Source organism: Streptomyces tagetis (assembly GCF_018069565.1).
GTDB classification, from domain to species: domain Bacteria; phylum Actinomycetota; class Actinomycetes; order Streptomycetales; family Streptomycetaceae; genus Streptomyces; species Streptomyces tagetis.
This window is the reverse complement of the sequence record NZ_JAGPNL010000005.1, coordinates 223,111-242,334: the sequence shown is the minus strand read 5'-3', so window position 1 is coordinate 242,334 and position 19,224 is coordinate 223,111. Positions and strand designations below refer to the sequence as shown.

General features: G+C 75.7%; 11 protein-coding genes. 9 read left to right on the top strand and 2 right to left on the bottom strand.

The annotated features are described in order from the left end of the window. Positions 1-241 precede the first annotated feature (241 nt). The 8 genes from J5Y05_RS19350 to J5Y05_RS19315 all read left to right on the top strand — a co-directional run bounded on the left by J5Y05_RS19350 (position 242) and on the right by J5Y05_RS19315 (position 14,791). Positions 242-2,197 carry a serine/threonine-protein kinase gene (locus J5Y05_RS19350; RefSeq protein ID WP_210874233.1) on the top strand — a complete coding sequence of 652 codons (1,956 nt, stop codon included), beginning with the start codon at positions 242-244 and terminating at the stop codon, positions 2,195-2,197. 154 nt (positions 2,198-2,351) lie between these two features. Next, the gene (locus J5Y05_RS19345) at positions 2,352-4,823 is read left to right on the top strand and encodes a serine/threonine kinase C-terminal domain-containing protein (RefSeq protein WP_210874231.1); all 2,472 of its coding nucleotides are present in this window, start codon (positions 2,352-2,354) and stop codon (positions 4,821-4,823) included. 130 nt (positions 4,824-4,953) lie between these two features. Beyond that, positions 4,954-6,753 carry a serine/threonine-protein kinase gene (locus tag J5Y05_RS19340; RefSeq protein ID WP_210874229.1) on the top strand — a complete coding sequence of 600 codons (1,800 nt, stop codon included), beginning with the start codon at positions 4,954-4,956 and terminating at the stop codon, positions 6,751-6,753. A 143-nt stretch (positions 6,754-6,896) separates the two neighbouring features. Beyond that, on the top strand, positions 6,897-8,168 hold the full coding sequence (locus J5Y05_RS19335) for a serine/threonine-protein kinase (RefSeq protein ID WP_210874227.1): 1,272 nt from the start codon (positions 6,897-6,899) through the stop codon (positions 8,166-8,168). 153 nt (positions 8,169-8,321) lie between these two features. Continuing rightward, complete coding sequence (locus J5Y05_RS19330) at positions 8,322-10,010, top strand: serine/threonine-protein kinase (protein ID WP_210874225.1); 1,689 nt, start codon at positions 8,322-8,324, stop codon at positions 10,008-10,010. Between the two features lie 188 nt (positions 10,011-10,198). Next, positions 10,199-11,068 (top strand): serine/threonine-protein kinase, encoded by an 870-nt coding sequence (locus J5Y05_RS19325; RefSeq protein ID WP_307853986.1) that lies wholly within the window; start codon positions 10,199-10,201, stop codon positions 11,066-11,068. Positions 11,069-11,171: 103 nt separating this feature from the next. Continuing rightward, the gene (locus J5Y05_RS19320) at positions 11,172-12,785 is read left to right on the top strand and encodes a succinic semialdehyde dehydrogenase (protein ID WP_210874223.1); all 1,614 of its coding nucleotides are present in this window, start codon (positions 11,172-11,174) and stop codon (positions 12,783-12,785) included. Positions 12,786-12,934: 149 nt separating this feature from the next. Next, positions 12,935-14,791 (top strand): FAD-dependent oxidoreductase, encoded by a 1,857-nt coding sequence (locus J5Y05_RS19315; protein ID WP_210874221.1) that lies wholly within the window; start codon positions 12,935-12,937, stop codon positions 14,789-14,791. A gap of 170 nt (positions 14,792-14,961) precedes the next feature. Here J5Y05_RS19315 and J5Y05_RS19310 read toward each other — a convergent pair whose 3' ends face one another. Together J5Y05_RS19310 and J5Y05_RS19305 are read right to left on the bottom strand one after the other, a co-directional pair. Further along, entirely contained in the window at positions 14,962-15,987 is a 1,026-nt protein-coding gene (locus tag J5Y05_RS19310; protein WP_247614953.1) for an LAETG motif-containing sortase-dependent surface protein, read from the bottom strand. Positions 15,988-16,748: 761 nt separating this feature from the next. After that, a complete protein-coding gene (locus tag J5Y05_RS19305) occupies positions 16,749-17,114 on the bottom strand; it encodes a chorismate mutase (RefSeq protein ID WP_210874217.1) in 366 nt (121 codons plus the stop codon). 491 nt (positions 17,115-17,605) lie between these two features. On the opposite strand from J5Y05_RS19305, the gene guaA reads away from it, so the two are divergent. Continuing rightward, positions 17,606-19,186, top strand: a complete 1,581-nt coding sequence (gene guaA, locus J5Y05_RS19300) for a glutamine-hydrolyzing GMP synthase (RefSeq protein ID WP_210874214.1) — start codon at positions 17,606-17,608, stop codon at positions 19,184-19,186. Positions 19,187-19,224 lie beyond the last annotated feature (38 nt).

Genomic DNA, 19,224 nt, shown 5'->3' with positions numbered 1-19,224 from the left:
GTGCGCCCCTCTGCGTCCCCGCCCGTCCCCGCCCGTACCGCCCGCCCGGTCCGTCTCGTCCGTCCGTGTCCGCCCCGGTTGACGTGGGGTCAATCCCCCGTGACACCCCGCCTCGTGACGCTCGGGACCCCGCGCGGGCACCCTCCGCCACAGTGCCGCCCGAGGGGCACCCTGGGCGTCGGGCACTTGTCGGGTGAGGGACAATGAAGGCTCTGTCAGGGCGGGTTGCTTGAGGGGACGCATGTCGGAGGCGGAGCGGGCGGGCACATCCCGTCAGGACGAGAGCGCACGTCTCCTCGCCGGGCGGTACCGGCTGGGAGGCGTGCTCGGCCGCGGCGGCATGGGGACGGTGTGGCGGGCCGAGGACGAGACCCTGGGGCGCACGGTCGCCGTCAAAGAGCTGCGGTTCCCGACCAACATCGACGAGGAGGAGAAGCGGCGCCTGATCACGCGGACGCTGCGCGAGGCCAAGGCGATCGCGCGCATCCGCAACAACAGCGCCGTGACCGTCTTCGACGTGGTCGAGGAGGACGACCGCCCCTGGATCGTGATGGAACTCGTCGAGGGCAAGTCCCTCGCCGAGGTCATCCGCGAGGACGGCCTGCTGGAGCCCCGGCGCGCGGCCGAGGTCGGCCTCGCCATCCTCGACGTGCTGCGCTCGGCGCACCGCGAGGGCATCCTGCACCGTGACGTGAAGCCGTCCAACGTGCTCATCGCCGACGACGGCCGGGTCGTCCTCACCGACTTCGGCATCGCGCAGGTGGAGGGCGACCCCTCCATCACCTCCACCGGCATGCTCGTCGGCGCCCCCTCGTACATCTCCCCGGAGCGGGCCCGCGGTCACAAGCCCGGCCCCGCCGCCGACCTGTGGTCGCTCGGCGGGCTGCTCTACGCCTCGGTCGAGGGCGTCCCCCCGTACGACAAGGGCTCGGCGATCGCCACGCTCACCGCGGTGATGACGGAGACGCTGGAGGAGCCCAAGAACGCCGGTCCGCTGCGCGACGTCATCTACGGACTGCTCACCAAGGACCCCGCGCTGCGCCTCGACGACGCGGGCGCCCGCGCCCTGCTCACCAAGGTCGTCCACGCCCCCGCCGGCGGGCGGGAGCCGGACGACGCCACCAAGGTCGTACCGCTGCCCGCCCAGCCCGGCGGGCGGCGTGAGGAGTCCGGGGACCGGCTGCGCGGCGCGCTGCGCTCGGTGCGCAAGGCCGCCTCCGGCGCCGGGGCCTCCGGCGCCGCCCGGACGGCGACCGCCTCCCCCTCCGCGGGCGCGCCGGCCGCCTCCGCCCCCGCCGGTGCCCCCGCCTCCCCGGCGGTCCCCGGGGCCCGCACCACCGCGCCGGGCGGGCGCGGTTCCGGCTGGCCCGTCATGCCCCCGCCCGACCTGCCGCCCGCTCCGGTGCGCCGGGCGCCGCTCACCGACGTGGTGCCCCGGCGCACGCTGATCGCCATCGCGGTCGTCGTGGTGCTCGCCGTGCTCGGCACCGTGCTCGCCCTCACCCTCGGCGACGACGACCTGGACGGCGCCAAGGGGGCCGGCGACCGGCCCACCGCCTCCGCCGGCGCGAGCGGCGACACCAAGCGGGACGACGACGGCGACACCCGTACCGACGGCTCCGCGGCACCGGCCGGCGGCACCCGGGACGGCGGCGGGAGCGACGACCCCGCCGGGAACGGCTCCGAGGCCACCGGCGCCACCGGCGGCGACGCCACCGACGGTGCGGCCGACGCGGGCGGGGACGACGCGGCGGGCGGCGGCGCGGGCGCGGTCTCCACCCACCAGGGCACTCAGGGCTACTCCATCGGCCTGCCCGAGGGCTGGTCGTACGCCTCCACGGGCTCGGCGGGGGACCGTTTCACCGGCCCCGGCGGGCAGAAGCTGCTCGTCGCCTGGACCACCACGCCCAAGGGCGACCCGGTCGCCGACTGGAAGAACCAGGAGCGGTACATGGTCCGCTCCCAGTACCGCAAGGTCCGTATAGAGAAGGTCGACTACCGGAACTGGAACACCGCCGACTGGGAGTTCACCTACACCGAGGGCGGTACCGGCTACCGCACCATCGACCGGGGCTTCGTCGTCAGCGACCGGGCCGGGTACGCGCTCATGTACACCGCCAGGGCCGCCGACTGGGACGGTGACCAGCGGGTGAACGCCTGGAAGGTCCTCACCGAGACCTTCCGGCCCAAGGACTGACCCGGCCGGCCGGCGCCGGGGGCCGGAGCGGAATCCCGCATCCCCGCTCTGCGGGTTGCCTCCGGCACGTATCGTGAAGGGTCGCGGACCGTGCGCAGCGGGAACGGGCCGCGGGGCGAAGGGAATCGACCGCCGGTCTGCCGGGGGAGGCAACGTGGACGACTACGCGGGACGGGTACTCGCCGACCGCTACCGCCTGCCCCTGCCGCCCTCGGACGAGTACGAACTCACCGAGAGCCGCGCCTTCGACACCTACAGCGGACAGGAAGTCCTGGTCCGCCAGGTGCCGTTGCCGGAGGTCGTCGAGGCGGAGGTGCTCGACGCGGACGGGCTGCCCGACGGGTTCACCGCCCGTGGCGGACGGCGCCCCGCGCAGCGGCCCCCGGTCCCGGGCGAGGGCCCCCGCAGGCCCGCCGACCCCGTGGTGCGCCGCGCCGTCGAGGCCGCGCAGGCCGCCGCCGCGGTCCCCGACCACCCGCGGCTCGACCAGGTCTTCGACGTGTTCGCCGAGGGCGGTTCGCTCTGGATCGTCAGCGAACTCGTCGCCGCCCGGCCGCTCGCCGCGCTCCTCGCCGAAGAGCCGCTGTCGCCGTACCGGGCGGCCGAGGTCGCCGCCGACGTCCTCATGGCGCTGCGGGTGCTGCACGCGCACGGCTGGGTCCACCGCAACATCACCGCCCGCACGGTGCTGGTCTGCGACGACGGGCGGGTGATGCTCACCGGCCTCGCCGTCGGCGCGGCCGAGGAGACGCTGTGCGGCTACGACCCCGTCCCCGCCCCCGACGACCCGGACCCCGCGCCCGGCCACGGCTCCGGCGCCCCCGCCCCCGGGCCCGCCGCCCTTCCCGCCGGTCCCGCCGCGCTCGGTCCCGGCGCCCTCGGTCCCGGTGCCCTCGGTCCCGGGGCCGCCGACCCGGAGGCCGCCCGGCGGGAAGCCATCGAGGCCCGCAACGCCCGGGGGCTGCCCTCACCCGGCGCCGACGGCCCCCTCGGACTTCCGGCCGGTCCCGCCGCGCCCACCGGCACCAGCGGCGACATCCGGGCCGCGCGGGCCGGGGCCATCGCCGCCTACCGGGCCGGGGCCCGCGCCGCCGCCCGCGTCCAGGAGGAGCGGAACGGCCACGCCGCCCTGGCCGGCCCCCGGCCCACCGAGGACGACCCGGCCGCGCCCCCCGACCCGCCGGGGCGGATCGCCGACCCCTACGGCGTCCGTTCCGCCGCCTGGCACGGCGCCGCGCCCCGCACCTCCGGCGAGCCGGCGGCTCCCGCCCCGGCGGAGGACCGGGTGCTGCCCGCGCCGCCCGCCTCGGCCGCCTCGCCCGCCCCGTCCGCTCCGCCCGCCGGGTCCGCCGGACAGTGGGACGAGCCCGCCGCCCACGTCCCCGCCCGCCGGGGACCCGCCACCGCGCTCGCCGCCGAGCGGGCCCGGCAGGCCCGGATGGCCGTCGTCGGCCCGGTCACCGAACGCTGGGCCCCCGAACAGGCCGGACCGGTCCACGAAAACTGGCAGTTGGCCGCGCCCATCGGGCCCGCCACCGACCTGTGGGCCCTGGGGGCCCTGCTCTTCCGCGCCGTCCAGGGCCACGCGCCCTACCCGGAGGACTCCACCGCCGAACTGGTGCAGATCGTCTGCTCCGAGCCCCCGGCCTTCGCCGAGGAGTGCGGTCCGCTGCGCCCGGTCGTGGAGTCGCTGCTGCGCCAGGACCCCACCGAGCGCATCGACTTCGAGGAACTGAGCGGCTGGCTGCGCTCCCTGGTGCGCTCCGCGCCCGAGCCGGAGGCCGGGCTGCACGTCGTCCCCGCCCCGCCCGCCGACGCCCGCCGCCTGCCCATCGTGCGCCGCCGCGGCGAAGTGGTGCGCCGGCGCCGGGCCGGGCTCCCCGCCCGGCAGGGCCGGCACAAGCGGGACCGGCGCGCGGGCCGCTCCCCGCGCAGCCTCGGCCGGACGCTGCTCGTGCTGATCCTCTTCGCGCTGGCCGGGGCGGTCGCGTACGCCGTGTACTTCATGCCGAGGTCCGGGCCGGAGACCACCGGCCGCACCGGGACCGTCGGCGAGGTGAGCCAGGCCCCCGTCGACCCCGGCACCGAACCGAGTCCGGACGGCTTCCCGCCCGGCACCGGCGCCTCCGCCTCCTCCGGCACCGCCGAGACCCAGACCACCGCCCCGCAGGCCCCCGAGGGGTTCGTCCTGCGCGAGGACCCCGAGGGCTTCACCGTCGCCGTCGCCGAGGGCTGGACGCGCACCCCCCGCAACGGCAGCGGCCAGGTCGTCTACGCCAAGGGCGACTTCGAGCTGATCATCGTGCCGGGCCGGGACCGCGCCGACCGGTACGGCGACGACCCGATGGTCTACCAGCGCGACGTGGAACGGGAACTGGAGCCCTACCGCGCCTCCAGTTGGGCCACCTCCAGCGGGCTGAAGACCATCCAGGTCGGCGGACGCACCATGGCCGAGGGCCAGTTCACCTGGACCGGCTCCGGCGGCGGCGAACTCTACGTCCGCAACGCCGCGTTGCTCCTCGACGGCCGCTACCACGTCGTCCAGGTGCGCGGTCCGGAGGCGGAGCGCGACGAGGTGACCCGGATCTGGGAACAGGCGTCGTCCACCTACCGGTTCACCCGCTGACCGGCCCCGCGCCCGGTACCGGGGTGCCAACCGTCACAGAGCGGTCTCCATGCCACCCCGGGCGTTCCCCCGCCGGGTGCCGGTCCCTAGTCTGAGCCTGACAAGAGCATTGCGGGGCAACGTGAATCAGATGCAGGGCCGGCTCGTGGCGGGCCGTTACCGGCTCGGCGAGGCCATCGGCAGCGGCGGTATGGGCCGGGTGTGGCGCGCACACGACGAGGTCCTCCACCGGGCGGTCGCCATCAAGGAGTTGACCGCCGCGCACTACGTCTCCGAGAGCGACCAGGCGATCCTGCTGGCCCGCACCCGGGGCGAGGCGCGCGCGGCGGCGCGGATCAACCACTCGGCCGTCGTCACCGTGCACGACGTCCTCGAACACGACGGCCGGCCGTGGATCGTGATGGAGCTGGTCGAGGGCCGTTCGCTCGCCGACGCGGTCCGCGACGAGGAGCGCGTCGCACCGCGCGAAGCCGCCCGGATCGGCCTGTGGGTGCTGCGCGCCCTGCGCGCCGCCCACGCCGCGGGCGTCCTCCACCGGGACGTGAAACCCGGCAACGTGCTGCTCGCCGCGGACGGCCGGGTGCTCCTCACCGACTTCGGCATCGCCCAGATCGAGGGCGACAGCACCATCACCCGTACCGGGGAGGTGGTCGGCTCGGTCGACTACCTCGCCCCCGAGCGAATCCGCGGCCAGGACCCCGGCCCCTCCTCCGACCTGTGGGCGCTCGGCGCCACCCTCTACACCGCGGTCGAGGGACGCTCCCCGTTCCGCCGCACCTCGCCGCTGACCACGATGCAGGCCGTCGTCGAGGAGGAGGCCGCCGAGCCCCGCGACGCCGGGCCGCTCGCGCCCGTCATCGCCGCCCTGCTGCGCAAGGACCCGGCCACCCGCCCGGACGCCACCGAGACGGAACGGCTGCTCGCCCAGGCGGCGGAGGGCCGCATACCCGAGGCGGGCCGCCCCTTCGACCCGGCGGCGCCGACCGTGCCGTACGGGGCGGGGGCGCCCGGGGCGCACGGGGCTCCGGCGCACGGGACGCACGGGACGCACGGGTCACCCGCGCACACGGCGCACACGGCTCCCGCGCACGGGACGCACGGGCCCCACGGGACCCACGCGGCGCACGCGGCACCGCCCCACGCGCCCGAGGGCGTGCCCGCCACCGTGCCGACGGCGGGGACCGGCCCGGCCACGCCCACGCCCACCGCGCCCGCCCCGGCGGCCCCCGCCGTCCCCACCCGGTCGCTGCGCCGCCGGCTGCGCACCCTGGTCCTGGTCGTCGCGGTGGCCGCCCTGGTCGGCGGCGGCACCGCCGTGGTCCTCCAGAAACAGACCGGCGGCGACTCCGGCACCGGGCAGGGCGCCCCACGGGAGCCGTCGCCGTCCGCCACCGGGACCCCGTCCGCGGCCGATCCGGGCGCCGCCGATCCGGCCGCAGCCGGCCCGGCCGGCATCCTCCCGGACGGCTGGGAGCGCCGCGAGGACCCGGTGGGTTTCAGCCTCTCGCTGCCCAAGGGCTGGGAGCGGCGGGTCTTCGGCGACGACGGCGAACTCGTCATGATCGACTACACCCCCGACGACGGCGAGCACTTCCTGCGCGTCGCCGTCGACACCGAACCCGACTTCAACGACCCCTACGCCCACCAGCTCGATCTGGAACAGCAGTTGCAGCGGCTGGTCGACTACGAGCGGGTGACCCTGCGCCGGACCACCTACCGGGACCGCGACAGCGCCCGCTGGGAGTACACCTGGACCGCGCTGGCCAAGGACACCGCCTTCCCCGGCCCGCGCCGCGCCGTCGAGGAGACGTACATGTCCCGGGACGGCGTCGAGTACGCGCTCTACATGTCCGGTCCCGCCGAGGGGTGGGAGACCACCCGCCGCCAGTTCACGACCGTGCTCCAGAGCTGGCAGGAGAAGACCGGCTAGCCCCGTCCGGCCGGCCTCCGGCGCCAGTGCGCCCCTTGATCGACTCCGGCCGTGCTCCGTGCGCCCCCTGACCGGGTCGTTTGTCGGCCAACCGGGGCCGCGGGGCCCGGAGTCGGCGGGGTGGGTGGGGCATGATGGGACACATGGTGACCGAGGGGGCGGGCGGGCGTGTCATCGCGGGCCGGTACCGGCTTCAGGAGCGGCTCGGCAGCGGCGGTATGGGCGTCGTGTGGCGGGCCACCGACCACCTGCTGGGCCGTCAGGTCGCGGTCAAGGCGATCCCGCTCGACGAGACGCTCTCCGACGCCGAGGCGCGCGGCCTGCGGGAGCACACCCTGCGCGAGGCCCGCGCCGTGGCCCGGCTGCGGCACCCGCACGTCATCGTCGTCCACGACGTCGTCGAGGACGAGGACCATCCGTACATGGTCATGGAGCTGGTCGACGGCGGGTCGCTCGCCGACCGGGTGCTGGAGCGCGGCCCCGTCGACGCCGCCGAGGCCGCCCGGATCGGCATCGCCCTGCTCGGCGCGCTGGACACCGCCCACGCCGCCGGCATCCTGCACCGGGACGTGAAACCGTCCAACGTGCTGGTCGCCGGGGACGGCCGGATCGTCCTCACCGACTTCGGCGTGGCCCAGGTCGCGGGCACCAGCACGCTCACCGAGAGCGGGACCTTCGTCGGCTCGCCCGAGTTCACCGCGCCCGAGCGGATGTCCGGCTCCGGTGCCGGTCCTGCCTCCGACCTGTGGTCGCTGGGCGTGCTGCTCTGCGTGGTGCTCAGCGGCGGATCGCCCTTCCACCGGGACTCGCTGGGCGCCGTCCTGGACGCCGTGCTCACCGACGAGATCCACCCGCCGGTCCAGACCGCGCCGCTGCTGCCCGTCGTACGCGGACTGCTGGAACGCGACCCGGAACGGCGGCTGCGCGCGGGTGAGGCGGAGCGGATGCTGCGCGCCTTCCTCGCCACCGGCCGTACGCCGCCGCTGCCGCGCCCGCCCGGCGAACGGCCCGCCGGCCGGGGCGTGCTGGTGGCCGCGGCCCTGGTCGTGGCGGCGGTGGGCGCCGGGATCTGCGCGGTGGCGCTGCTCTCGGCCGACGCGGGGGAGGGCGGCGGCGCACCGGCCAGCTCCGTGCCCGCGACGCCGGGAGCCCCGACCGGGACGGCCGCGCCCTCCGCCTCCGCGCCCACCGCGACGGTCACCGTCACCCGCTCCGCCCCCGGCACGCCGGAGCGGGCTCCGGCGGACATGGCCGACTCGCCGGACATGGCCGACCCGCCGGACGCGGCCGACCCACGGGACGCGGTCGACCCACCGGACGCGGCCGACCCGCCGGGCGCCCCCGGCAGTCCCGGCGCCACCGGTGCCCAGGGGGCGTCCGCCGGGTCCGGGGTGTCCGGAAACCACCCCTCCTGAACGCCCGCGCCCGGCACCCGCCGTGAGCCCCCCGGCCGCCGTGCCCGCCGAACGCGCCTAAAAGGGAGATAAAAGGCGCCGCGCGTCACGGGTCTGTGACCGGTTCCGCCCCCCTGTGGAGGGCGGCGGGTCCGGCACGATATGGATGGACCCATGAGCAGCAACGGGGGACCCCGCGACGGGTCGGACGATCCGACGAGCTTCGCCCTGCAACCACCGAACCCGCAGGCCGCCGTCCCGCATCCCGGCAATCCGTACGCGACGCCGAGCACGGCGCCGACCCGTGTCGTGCCGCCGCGCCCGGCCGGGCCCGCGAGTACCCCGGCGGCGCCCGACCCCGGCACGGGACGGCTCATCGCCGGCCGCTACCGGCTGCTCGCCAAGCTCGGCCACGGCGGCATGGGCACCGTGTGGCGGGCCCAGGACGAGACCGTCGACCGCGAGGTCGCCGTCAAGGAGCCCCGCGTCCCCGACCACGTGCCCGAGCGGGAACGGGCCAACGCCTACGAGCGGATGCGCCGCGAGGCCCGCGCCGCCGCCCGGCTCGACCACCCGGCCGTGGTCGACGTGCACGACGTGGCGGTCGTCGACGACCGGCCCTGGATCGTGATGGAACTGGTGCGGGGCCGCTCGCTCGGCGACGTCCTCCAGGAGGGCACCCTCGGCGTGCGCGAGGCCGCGCGGATCGGCCTGGAGGTGCTCGGCGCGCTGGAGGCCGCGCACGCCGCCGGCATCCTGCACCGGGACGTGAAGCCGGACAACGTCCTGCTCGGCCGGTACGACCGGGTCGTCCTCACCGACTTCGGCATCGCCCAGATCGAGGGCGAGACCAATCTGACCGACACCGGAGGCTTCGTCGGCTCGCCCGAGTACATCGCCCCCGAGCGGGTGCTCGGCCAGCGCCCCGGCCCCGCGAGCGACCTGTGGTCGCTGGGCGTGGTGCTGTACGCGGCGACCGAGGGCGTCTCGCCGTTCCGGCGCAGCAACACCCCCGCCACGCTCCAGTCCGTGCTCAACGCCGTGCCCGCCGCGCCCGCCACCGCGCAGGGCCCGCTGGCCGAGGTGATCACCGGCCTGCTGGACAAGGACCCGGCCCGCCGCCCCGACGCCGCCCGGGTCCGCGCCCTGCTGGAGGCCGCCGCCAACCCGCCGCCGCCCGAGCCGACCCGGGTCCTCGCCCCGGGCCCGGCGCCGGCCGCGGGCGGCATCCGGCTCGGCCGCAAGGCGCTGGCGGTGCTCGGTGGCGTCGTCGTCGCGGCGGTGGTCGCGGGCTATCTGGTGATCGCCGACCCGTTCGCCGGGCCGCTGCCCAAGGGCTGGGAGAAGCAGGAACTGGGCAAGCAGGCCGGGATGAGCCTCGCGGTGCCGGCCGCCTTCGTCCGGCAGGAGCGCAAGGACGACTGGGACGGCACCAACGAGCGGTTCGCGGACCCGAGCGGCCTGGTCGTCGTCGCGGTGGACCGGGACGTCAAGAAGGACGACGACAAGACGAGCCTCACCCGCGACACCGTCCCGGACACCGCGGCGGCCGGGGCCTGGGCCGACTGGGACAAGCTCAAGGACGGCGAGTACTCCTGGAACATCGCCGCCGAGCCCGCCCCGAAGGGCGAGCCCAGGGAGACGCTGCACCAGGACCGCAAGGCCGCCGAGAACGTCATCGCGTACACCACGGACGACACGCAGAACCCGCGCGAGCGCGAGATCCACCTCGTCTACTACCGGGCCGACAACGGCGACATGTACCGGCTGTGGGTCGACTACCCGCGCACCGGCTACTTCGCGGACACGGGCCGGGAGATCGCCCGGACCGTGATCGACAACTGGGAGGTCGACCGCCTCTGAGCACCGGCACCGCGGCGAGCGGCCCCAACGGCGTCCCGGCGGCCGAGCACACCGGAGACTCCGGCACGGGCGGATCTCGTACGGAGGGTTCGCGTACGGGCGGCTCCCGTACGGGGCTCTCGCGCGCGTCCGGCTCCGGGGAGGCCGCCGGGGAGTCCGACGCGGGCGGCGTCTTACCGGGCCGGCTGGTGGGGGAGCGGTACCGGCTGCTCGCGCCCCTCGGTTCCGGCGCGTCCGGCACCCTGTGGCGGGCCCTCGACGAACGGGCCGGGACCGAGGTCGCCGTCCGTGAGCCACGGCTGCCCGGCGACCCGGGCGGCGAGGTCCGGCGGCGGGCCGCGCACCGCCTCGGCCACGAGGCCCGCGCCGCCGCCCGCGTCGACCACCCCGCCGCCCTCGCCATCCTGGACGTGGTCGTCGAGGGCGCCGTACCCGACGGACCGCCCTGGATCGTCACGGAGTACGTGCCCGGCGAGTCCCTGCGCGACGTCCTCGCCCGGGGCCCGCTGGCCGCGCCCGAGGCGGCCCGGGTCGGCCTCGCCGTGCTCGGCGCCCTCACCGCGGCGCACGCCGTGGGCATCGTCCACCGCGACGTACGGGCGGCCAACGTGCTGCTCGGGCCGCACGGCCGGATCGTCCTCACCGACGTCGGCACGGCCCGCCCGCCCGGCGCGGGCGACCCCGGCGGCATCCCGGGCGCCGGTCCCGCCGCCGACCTGCGCTCCCTGGGCGCCCTGCTCCACACCGCCGTCACCGCCGGACCGGCGAACGGAGCGGGACCGGCGGGCGGAGCGGGACCGGCGGACGGAGCCGGACCGGAGGGGGCCGGGCCGGAGGGGGCCGGGCCGCTGGCCCCGCTGGTCCGGCGGCTGCTGGCGTACGGCACCGGCCCGGAGCCGTACCCCGGCGCGCGGGAGACCGAGGCGGCCCTGCGAGCCGTGGCCGAGGCCCCCGCCCCCTCCGTCCCCTCCGCCCCAGGACCGGCCTCGGCGGGCGGTCGCGCGGCGGCGGGTTTCCCGGTGGCCGACCCCGGGCTTCCGGCACGTACGACGCCCTGATCAGGGCATTCGTTGCCAGCGATCACTGGCGGGGTGTGAGCGGTCGGTGAATCCGATTACCGACGGGTACACAAAGCTCGCGGGGCGGCATACCCTGCGCCTCATGACGGACGCGCAGGCCCCGGAACTCACCCGCACCAATCCCCTCGCCCCCGCACCGGAGGGCGCCCGCACCGCCGCCGACGTGGTGACCCCCGAACTGGTCGCCGCGCTCACCAAGGGCGTGGGCGGCTCCGGGCGCACCGCCAACCACACGCCGTTCACCGGCGAGAAGCTGGCCGATCTGCCCGAGTCGACCCCCGAGGACGTGGCCCGCGCCTTCGAGCGGGCCCGCGCCGCTCAGACCGCGTGGGCCGCCGTCCCGGTGCGCCGCCGCGCCGCCGTGCTGCTGCGCTTCCACGACCTGGTGCTCCAGCGGCAGGCCGAGGTCCTCGACCTGATCCAACTGGAGACAGGCAAGGCCCGCCTGCACGCCCACGAGGAGGTGCTCGCCGTCGCCGTCGCCGCCCGGCACTACGGCCGCCGCGCCCCCGCCTACCTGCGCCCCAGGCGGCACGCCGGTGCCCTGCCCGCGCTGACGAAGGTCACCGAACTGCGCCACCCGCGCGGCGTCGTCGGCCAGATCGCGCCCTGGAACTACCCCCTGGAACTCTCCGTCGGCGACGCGCTCCCCGCCTTCGTCGCGGGCAACGCGGTCGTGATGAAGCCGGACACCGAGACCGCCCTCACCGCCCTGTGGGCGCGGGACCTGCTGGTCGAGGCCGGTCTGCCCGCCGAGGTCTTCCAGGTCGTCATCGGCGACGGCCCGGTCGTCGGACCGGAGGTCGTCCGCCACGCCGACTACGTCTCCTTCACCGGCTCCACCCGCACCGGCCGCGAGGTCGCCCGCGGCGCCGCCGGCCGCCTGGTCGGCGTCTCCCTCGAACTGGGCGGCAAGAACGCCATGCTGGTGCTGGAGGACGCCGACGTGGAGAAGGCGGCGGCCGGCGCCGTCCGCGCCTGCTTCTCCTCCGCCGGACAGCTCTGCATCTCCATCGAGCGGATCTACGTCCACGCGTCGGTCGCCGACGCCTTCCTGGAGCGCTTCGCCGCCCGCACCCGCGCCCTGCGCCTCGGCACCGCCCTGGCCTACGGCGCCGAGATGGGCTCGCTGGTGGGCCCCCGGCAACTGGAGACCGTCGAGCGGCACGTCGCCGACGCCGTCGAACGGGGCGCGAAGCTGCTCGCCGGCGGGGTCGCCCGCCCGGACGCCGGTCCGTACTTCTACGAGCCGACCATCCTGGAGGGCGTCACGGACGACATGGCCGTGTGCGACGAGGAGACCTTCGGCCCGGTCGTCGCCGTGCACCGGTTCACCAGCGAGGACGAGGCGATCGCGCGGGCCGAGGCGACGCCGTACGGCCTGAACTCCTCGGTGTGGACCCGCGACGCCCGGCGCGGCCGGTCCGTCGCCGCCCGGCTGCGCACCGGCACCGTCAACATCAACGAGGGGTACGCGCCCGCCTACGGCAGCGTGCAGTCGCCGATGGGCGGCATGAAGGACTCCGGGCTGGGCCGCCGGCACGGCTTGGAGGGCATCCTCAAATACACCGAGGCGCAGACCGTCGCCGAGCAGCGGCTCCTGCCGATGGCGCCCTCGCTCGGCATGGACGACCGGGCGTACGCGGAGTTCATGACCCGCGGCCTGCGCCTGATGAAGGCGTTCCGCTTCCGTTAGAAGCCACCCGCGGTCCGTGAGAGGCCACCCGCACGGTCCGTGAGAGGCCACCCGCGGCCCGCGCGAGGCCGCCCGCTCCCGCCGGGGGCCGTCCTGCCAGGGCCCCCGGCGCCCCCATCCACCGCACCCGTTCTCGACGAGGAGAGCACGTGTCGCAGGAGAAGACTGTCCGGAACCGGTCCGCGAAGGAGCCCGGCGGGCCCGCCGGGGACGGGTACGACTACGACGTCCTGGTCGTGGGGTCGGGGTTCGGCGGCTCCGTCTCCGCGCTCCGGCTCACCGAGAAGGGGTACCGGGTCGGCGTCCTGGAGGCGGGCCGCCGCTTCACCCGCGAGTCGCTGCCCCGCACCTCCTGGGACCTCCGGAACTACCTGTGGGCCCCCGCCCTCGGCCTCTACGGCATCCAGCGCATCCACCTGCTCGGCAACGTGATGGTGCTCGCGGGCGCCGGCGTCGGCGGCGGCTCCCTCAACTACGCCAACACCCTGTACGTGCCGCCGAAACCGTTCTTCGAGGACCCCCAGTGGCGGGACATCACCGACTGGCAGGCCGAACTCGCCCCGTACTACGACCAGGCCCGGCGCATGCTCGGCGTCCGCCTCAACCCGACCCTGACCCCCTCCGACGAGCACCTCAAGGCCGCCGCCGAACGGATGGGCGCCGGCGACACCTTCCACCTGGCGCCGGTCGGCGTCTTCTTCGGCGACGGCCGGGACGCCGACGGCACCGCGCGCGCGAAACCCGGCGAGCGGGTGGCGGACCCCTACTTCGGCGGCGCGGGCCCGGACCGGCGGGCGTGCCGGGAGTGCGGCGAGTGCATGACGGGGTGCCGGCACGGCGCGAAGAACACTCTCAACGAGAACTACCTCCACCTCGCCGAGAAGGCGGGCGCCGTGGTGCACCCCATGACCACCGTCGTCTCCGTCACGGACGACTCCCGGGGCGGCTACGCGGTCGCCACGCTCCCCACCCACCGGCGGCGCAGGGGCGCCGGGCGCACCTTCACCGCCCGCCGGGTCGTTCTCGCCGCCGGCACCTACGGCACCCAGACCCTGCTGCACCGCATGAAGGCGTCCGGCCGGCTGCCGTACGTCTCCGACAAGCTGGGCGAGCTGACCCGCACCAACTCCGAGGCGCTGGTGGGCGCCCAGACCGACGACCGGCGCTACCGCGAGGCCACCGGCCGGCCGCGCGCCGACTTCACCCGAGGCGTCGCCATCACCTCCTCCGTCCACCCGGACGCCGACACGCACATCGAACCGGTGCGGTACGGCAAGGGGTCCAACGCGATGGGCGGGCTCTCGATCCTCCAGGTGCCCTACGCGGGCGAGGGCGCCTCCGGCGGGGCCCGCCTCCGGGGCTTCCTGGGCCACGCGGCCCGCCATCCGCTGCTGCTGCTCCGCTCGCTGACGTACCGCCGCTGGTCGGAGCGGACCATCATCGGCCTCGTCATGCAGTCGCTGGACAACTCCCTGACGACCTGTCTGAAACCGGCGGGCGTCGGCAAGGGCCTGCTCACCGCCCGTCAGGGGCACGGCGCTCCCAACCCGCGGCAGATCAGGGCGGCGACGGAGGGCGCCTCGGCGCTCGCCGCGGAGATCAACGGCTTCGCCGGGTCCAACGTGGGCGAGCTGATGGGCACCCCGCTCACCGCGCACTTCCTCGGCGGCTGCGCCATCGGCGCCTCCCGGGAGACGGGCGTCATCGACCCGTACCACCGGCTCTACGGGCACCCGGGCATCTCGGTCGTCGACGGTGCCGCCGTCTCCGCCAACCTGGGCGTCAACCCGTCCCTGACCATCACGGCGCAGGCCGAGCGGGCGATGTCGTACTGGCCGAACAAGGGCGAGGAGGACCCGCGGCCCGCGCAGGGCGCGGCGTACGCGCGGCTCGACCCGGTGGAGCCGGTGGCCCCGGCGGTCCCGGAGGGGGCCTTCGGCGCGCTGCGGCTGCCGTTCCTCGGGATACCGGAGGTCCCGGCGCGCAAGCCGGCGGCGGAGGGCTGACACCGGGGGTGCCTGCGCGGGGATGTCCGCGTGGGTGGGTCCGGCGCGGGCGGGGCCGGAAACGGGGGAGGACCTGCGCCCCCCTCCGAGCGCAGGTCCTCCGGGTCGTGCCGGGTCCGCCGACGGGCACGCCGGGCCGTGGGCCCGGCATGCCGTCCGGCCGTCGGGCGTTACGCCGCGACGCCCGCCTTGCGGCGCCGGACCACGAACATCGCGCCGCCGCCGACGGCGACCGCGAGGCCGCCGGCCAGCGCGATCGTGGGCAGTGCGGAGCTGGAGCCGGTCTCGGCGAGGGTGCCGGTCACCACGGGGGTGGTGGCCGCCGGCTTCTTCTGCGAGATCGGGGCCTTGCCACCGAGCTGCGGCTTGGAGCCGGAGGTGTCGGTGCCCGGGGCGACGATGCGGAACTTGTAGGAGATGTCGCCGAAGCCGAGGCAGTCGCCCTCGGCGTCGCCGTAGATGGTCGCGCCGAGGGTGAAGCCGGCGCCGACCGGAGCGCCCGGACGCACGTCGACGCGCATCGGGATGCTCACCTCGTAGCCGGGCTCCAGGGTCGGGGTCTGGCCGACGAAGCCGACGGCGTAGCCGTCCTCGCTCAGGTCCTCCCAGACGTTGTCGTCCGGGTTCCATGCCTGGAGGCGGACCTGCTTGCTGCGGAAGAGGTCCTCGCCGTCGGCGTCGCTGGAGGCGCCCGCCAGGTAGACCAGTTCCTCCAGGGTGGAGTCCGAGTTGTTGGCCACGTTCAGCGAGAACTTGTGCCAGCCGCTGCCGGCCACGATCTTGCCGGGCAGGCCGCTGATGCCCATGTCGACCTTGCTGTCCTCGCAGATGCCCGTCCCGGGCTCCTCGGGCTCCTCCTCCTCGGGCGCGGAGGTGCTCGGTGCCGGGGTGGAGGGGGTCGTCTCGGAGGCGCCCGGGGCGGGAGTCTCCTCGTCGGTGCCCTCTTCGTCCTCCTTCTCCCCGGGGGTGGGGCCCGTGGTGTCCTCGGGCGTGGACTCGGTGGTGTCCGTGGTGGCGCCCGGAGTCGGGGTCTCCGTCTCCGTGTTCTCGGTCTGCTCCTGCTCCGAACGGTCGGTGCTGTCGGAGGTGTCGGAGGTGGCGGCCGGGGCGGGCGTCGTGTCGCCGGTGGCGTACGCGGCGGGGGCGGCGAGCAGCGCCGCAGGGGCGATGACCGCCGCGGCAGCCGCGGTTGCCATGGCACGACGAAGCTTCATGAAGACCTCAGGTAGTCCGGCGTGCCGCGGGACGGCACGCGTGAGTCAAGGGGAAGCCTCCGCGGTGGGGCGCGGGTACGGCCCGTGGTTCGATCCGATCGAGTTCGTTCCGTTGAACCGTCGGGAACTGTTCGATCCGTTCGGTCCAGTCGCATGTTTGATCACCGACGGGTGCGAATGGTTGTCCCCGACCTCACACGGAATTTATGTGTCCTGCGTCACATGTCCGCGGGTGCGGCGACGGCGGGCGCGGGCGGGCGGCGGCGCCCGGCGGGCACGGGGAAGGGCCCCGCGGGGCGTGCGCCGCGAGGCCCTTCCGTACGGGCGCCGGCGCCGTCGCGGCGGCGGGCCCGGGAGCGGCGCCGGGGGGTCGCACCGCTCGGGGTGGGGGGTGGTACGGGTCCGGGCCGCGCGGTACGCGGGAGGACGGCGGCCCGCGCGCCGCATCGTGCCGGGGGCGGGGCCACCGCGGCCGTACGGCCCGGTGTGTGTCGAAGTCCGTCCGGCCGGTCCCGGGCGTCCCCGGGACCGGCCGTTACTTGGGTGACCGGGCTGCTGTCCCCTGCCGTCCGGTCACTTCCCGGGGCGAGGTCCCACGACGTACGGCACGATCCGTACGTCTCATCGCCCCGGTGAGCCACGCGTGGTTCTCTCGGGCCCGCCCCTGGCTGGCACGGACATCGGGACCAACGAGGCGATCGGCGTACCGGTCACGCGCCGTACGGGTGAGAGCGGGCCCGAACTCAGATGCGACCCCGGCACAGCTCCAGCATGGTCATCGCCAGCGCCGTGCCCGGACGGCCCAGGGCGTCCCGGTAGCGGCCGAGGATCTCCATCTCGCGGGAGAGGTTCACGCGCCGGCCGCCGGAGGTGATCCGGGCGTCCTGGACGACCGCGGAGACGGCCATCCGCTCCTGGATCAGGCCGATGATCCGGTCGTCGAGCGCGTCGATGCGGTCCCGGGCACCGGCGATCACGTCGGCGGCCTCGGGACCGTGGGCGCCGGTGCGATCGGTGCCCGGTGTCCCCGGCCGGGCGGCGGGCGCCTGGGCGGTGGTGGTGGCGGGGGCGGTGGGGGCCGCGGCGGGGGTGGTGGCGGTGGCGGTCATGGCGGGGGCTCCTTCGGGGGCCGGTGCGGTGGCCCCGGGTCCCACCCGGCCCGGACACGGCAGACGCCCCGGACCGTGTGGCCCGGGGCGCCTGGGAAGTCGCTTGTCAGTGGCTCAAGCAGCACGACCATGGCAGCCGGTGGGCCGGTTGCCATAGGTAAAGAGGAACGTCGGGTGCGTGAGCATGGGCCCCAGTATGCCGGGCGGACGCACCGTGTCCAAGCCGGTTCGCATCGTGAGACACGGTGCGGGGGAGGCGCGGGGGCGGTCCGGGGGCGGTGCTGGGACGGCGGGAGGCGGCGCGGGGTGGCGCGGGCGCCGGACTGGGGCGGCGCGGGCCGGACCGGGGTGGCGCGGGCCGGACCGGGGTGGCGCGCGCCGGCGCGGGAAGCGCAGGGGAGCGGGTGGGCGGGCCGCCGGGGCGGGGCCGCCCCGGAGCCTCGGTAGACTCGGGGGCACCAGACCCCCGCCCGAACGCCGGAAGGCACCCCGTGTCATCAGCGACTTCCGCTGCCGCCGCCCCCGACACCGTCCTGGTCGTCGACTTCGGCGCGCAGTACGCCCAGCTCATCGCCCGTCGCGTCCGCGAGGCGCGGGTCTACAGCGAGATCGTGCCGAGCAGCACGCCGGTCGCGGAGATGCTCGCCCGCAAGCCCGCGGCCATCATCCTCTCCGGCGGCCCCTCCTCGGTGTACGAGCCGGGCGCCCCCACCGTCGACCGCGCCCTGTTCGAGGCAGGCGTACCGGTGTTCGGCATGTGCTACGGCTTCCAGCTCATGGCGCAGGCCCTCGGCGGCACCGTCGACAACTCCGGCGCCCGCGAGTACGGCGGCACCCGCATGACCGTCTCCCGGCCGTCCTCCACCCTCTTCGAGGGCACCCCGGCCGAGCAGTCCGTGTGGATGTCCCACGGCGACGCCTGCTCCGCCGCCCCCGAGGGCTTCACCGTCACCGGCTCCACCGAGGTCGTCCCGGTCGCCGCCTTCGAGAACGACGAGAAGCGGCTCTACGGCGTCCAGTACCACCCCGAGGTGATGCACTCCACCCACGGCCAGCAGGTGCTGGAGCACTTCCTGTACCGCGGCGCCGGACTCACCCCGTCCTGGACCACCGGCAGCGTGATCGAGGAGCAGGTCGCCGCGATCCGCGAGCGGGTCGGCGACAAGCGCGCCATCTGCGGCCTCTCCGGCGGCGTGGACTCCGCCGTCGCCGCCGCCCTCGTCCAGCGGGCCATCGGCCACCAGCTCACCTGCGTCTACGTCGACCACGGCCTGATGCGCAAGGGCGAGACCGAGCAGGTCGAGAAGGACTTCGTCGCCGCGACCGGCGTCCAGCTCAAGGTCGTCGACGCGAGCGAGCGGTTCCTGAAGGCGCTCCAGGGGGTCTCGGACCCCGAGGAGAAGCGGAAGATCATCGGCCGCGAGTTCATCCGGGTCTTCGAGCAGGCCCAGGCCGAGATCATCGCCGACGAGGGCCCCGCCGTGGAGTTCCTGGTCCAGGGCACCCTCTACCCGGACGTCGTCGAGTCCGGCGGCGGCACCGGCACCGCCAACATCAAGTCCCACCACAATGTGGGCGGCCTCCCCGAGGACCTGGAGTTCCAGCTCGTCGAGCCGCTGCGCCAGCTCTTCAAGGACGAGGTCCGGATGGTCGGCCAGGAGCTTGGCCTGCCGGACGAGATCGTCCAGCGCCAGCCGTTCCCCGGCCCCGGCCTCGGCATCCGCATCGTCGGCGAGGTGACCAAGGACCGGCTGGACCTGCTGCGCGAGGCCGACGCCATCGCCCGCGAGGAGCTGACCGCGGCCGGTCTCGACCGCGAGATCTGGCAGTGCCCCGTGGTGCTGCTCGCCGACGTCCGCTCGGTCGGCGTCCAGGGCGACGGCCGTACCTACGGTCACCCGATCGTGCTGCGCCCGGTCTCCAGCGAGGACGCCATGACGGCCGACTGGTCCCGGCTGCCGTACGACGTGCTCTCCCGGATCTCCACCCGGATCACCAACGAGGTCGCGGAGGTCAACCGGGTCGTCCTCGACATCACGTCGAAGCCGCCGGGGACCATCGAGTGGGAGTAGCGGGCCCCGGGCACGCCGTCCCGTGGACCGCGCGCCCA

What these genes read in the sequence shown, in the direction of transcription:
- J5Y05_RS19350 (WP_210874233.1), top strand. Translation starts at nt 242, where the DNA reads ATGTCGGAGGCGGAGCGGGCGGGCACATCCCGTCAGGACGAGAGCGCA.
- J5Y05_RS19340 (WP_210874229.1), top strand. Translation starts at nt 4,954, where the DNA reads ATGCAGGGCCGGCTCGTGGCGGGCCGTTACCGGCTCGGCGAGGCCATC.
- J5Y05_RS19335 (WP_210874227.1), top strand. Translation starts at nt 6,897, where the DNA reads ATGGTGACCGAGGGGGCGGGCGGGCGTGTCATCGCGGGCCGGTACCGG.
- J5Y05_RS19330 (WP_210874225.1), top strand. Translation starts at nt 8,322, where the DNA reads ATGAGCAGCAACGGGGGACCCCGCGACGGGTCGGACGATCCGACGAGC.
- J5Y05_RS19320 (WP_210874223.1), top strand. Translation starts at nt 11,172, where the DNA reads ATGACGGACGCGCAGGCCCCGGAACTCACCCGCACCAATCCCCTCGCC.
- J5Y05_RS19310 (WP_247614953.1), bottom strand. Translation starts at nt 15,987, where the DNA reads ATGGCAACCGCGGCTGCCGCGGCGGTCATCGCCCCTGCGGCGCTGCTC.
- J5Y05_RS19305 (WP_210874217.1), bottom strand. Translation starts at nt 17,114, where the DNA reads ATGACCGCCACCGCCACCACCCCCGCCGCGGCCCCCACCGCCCCCGCC.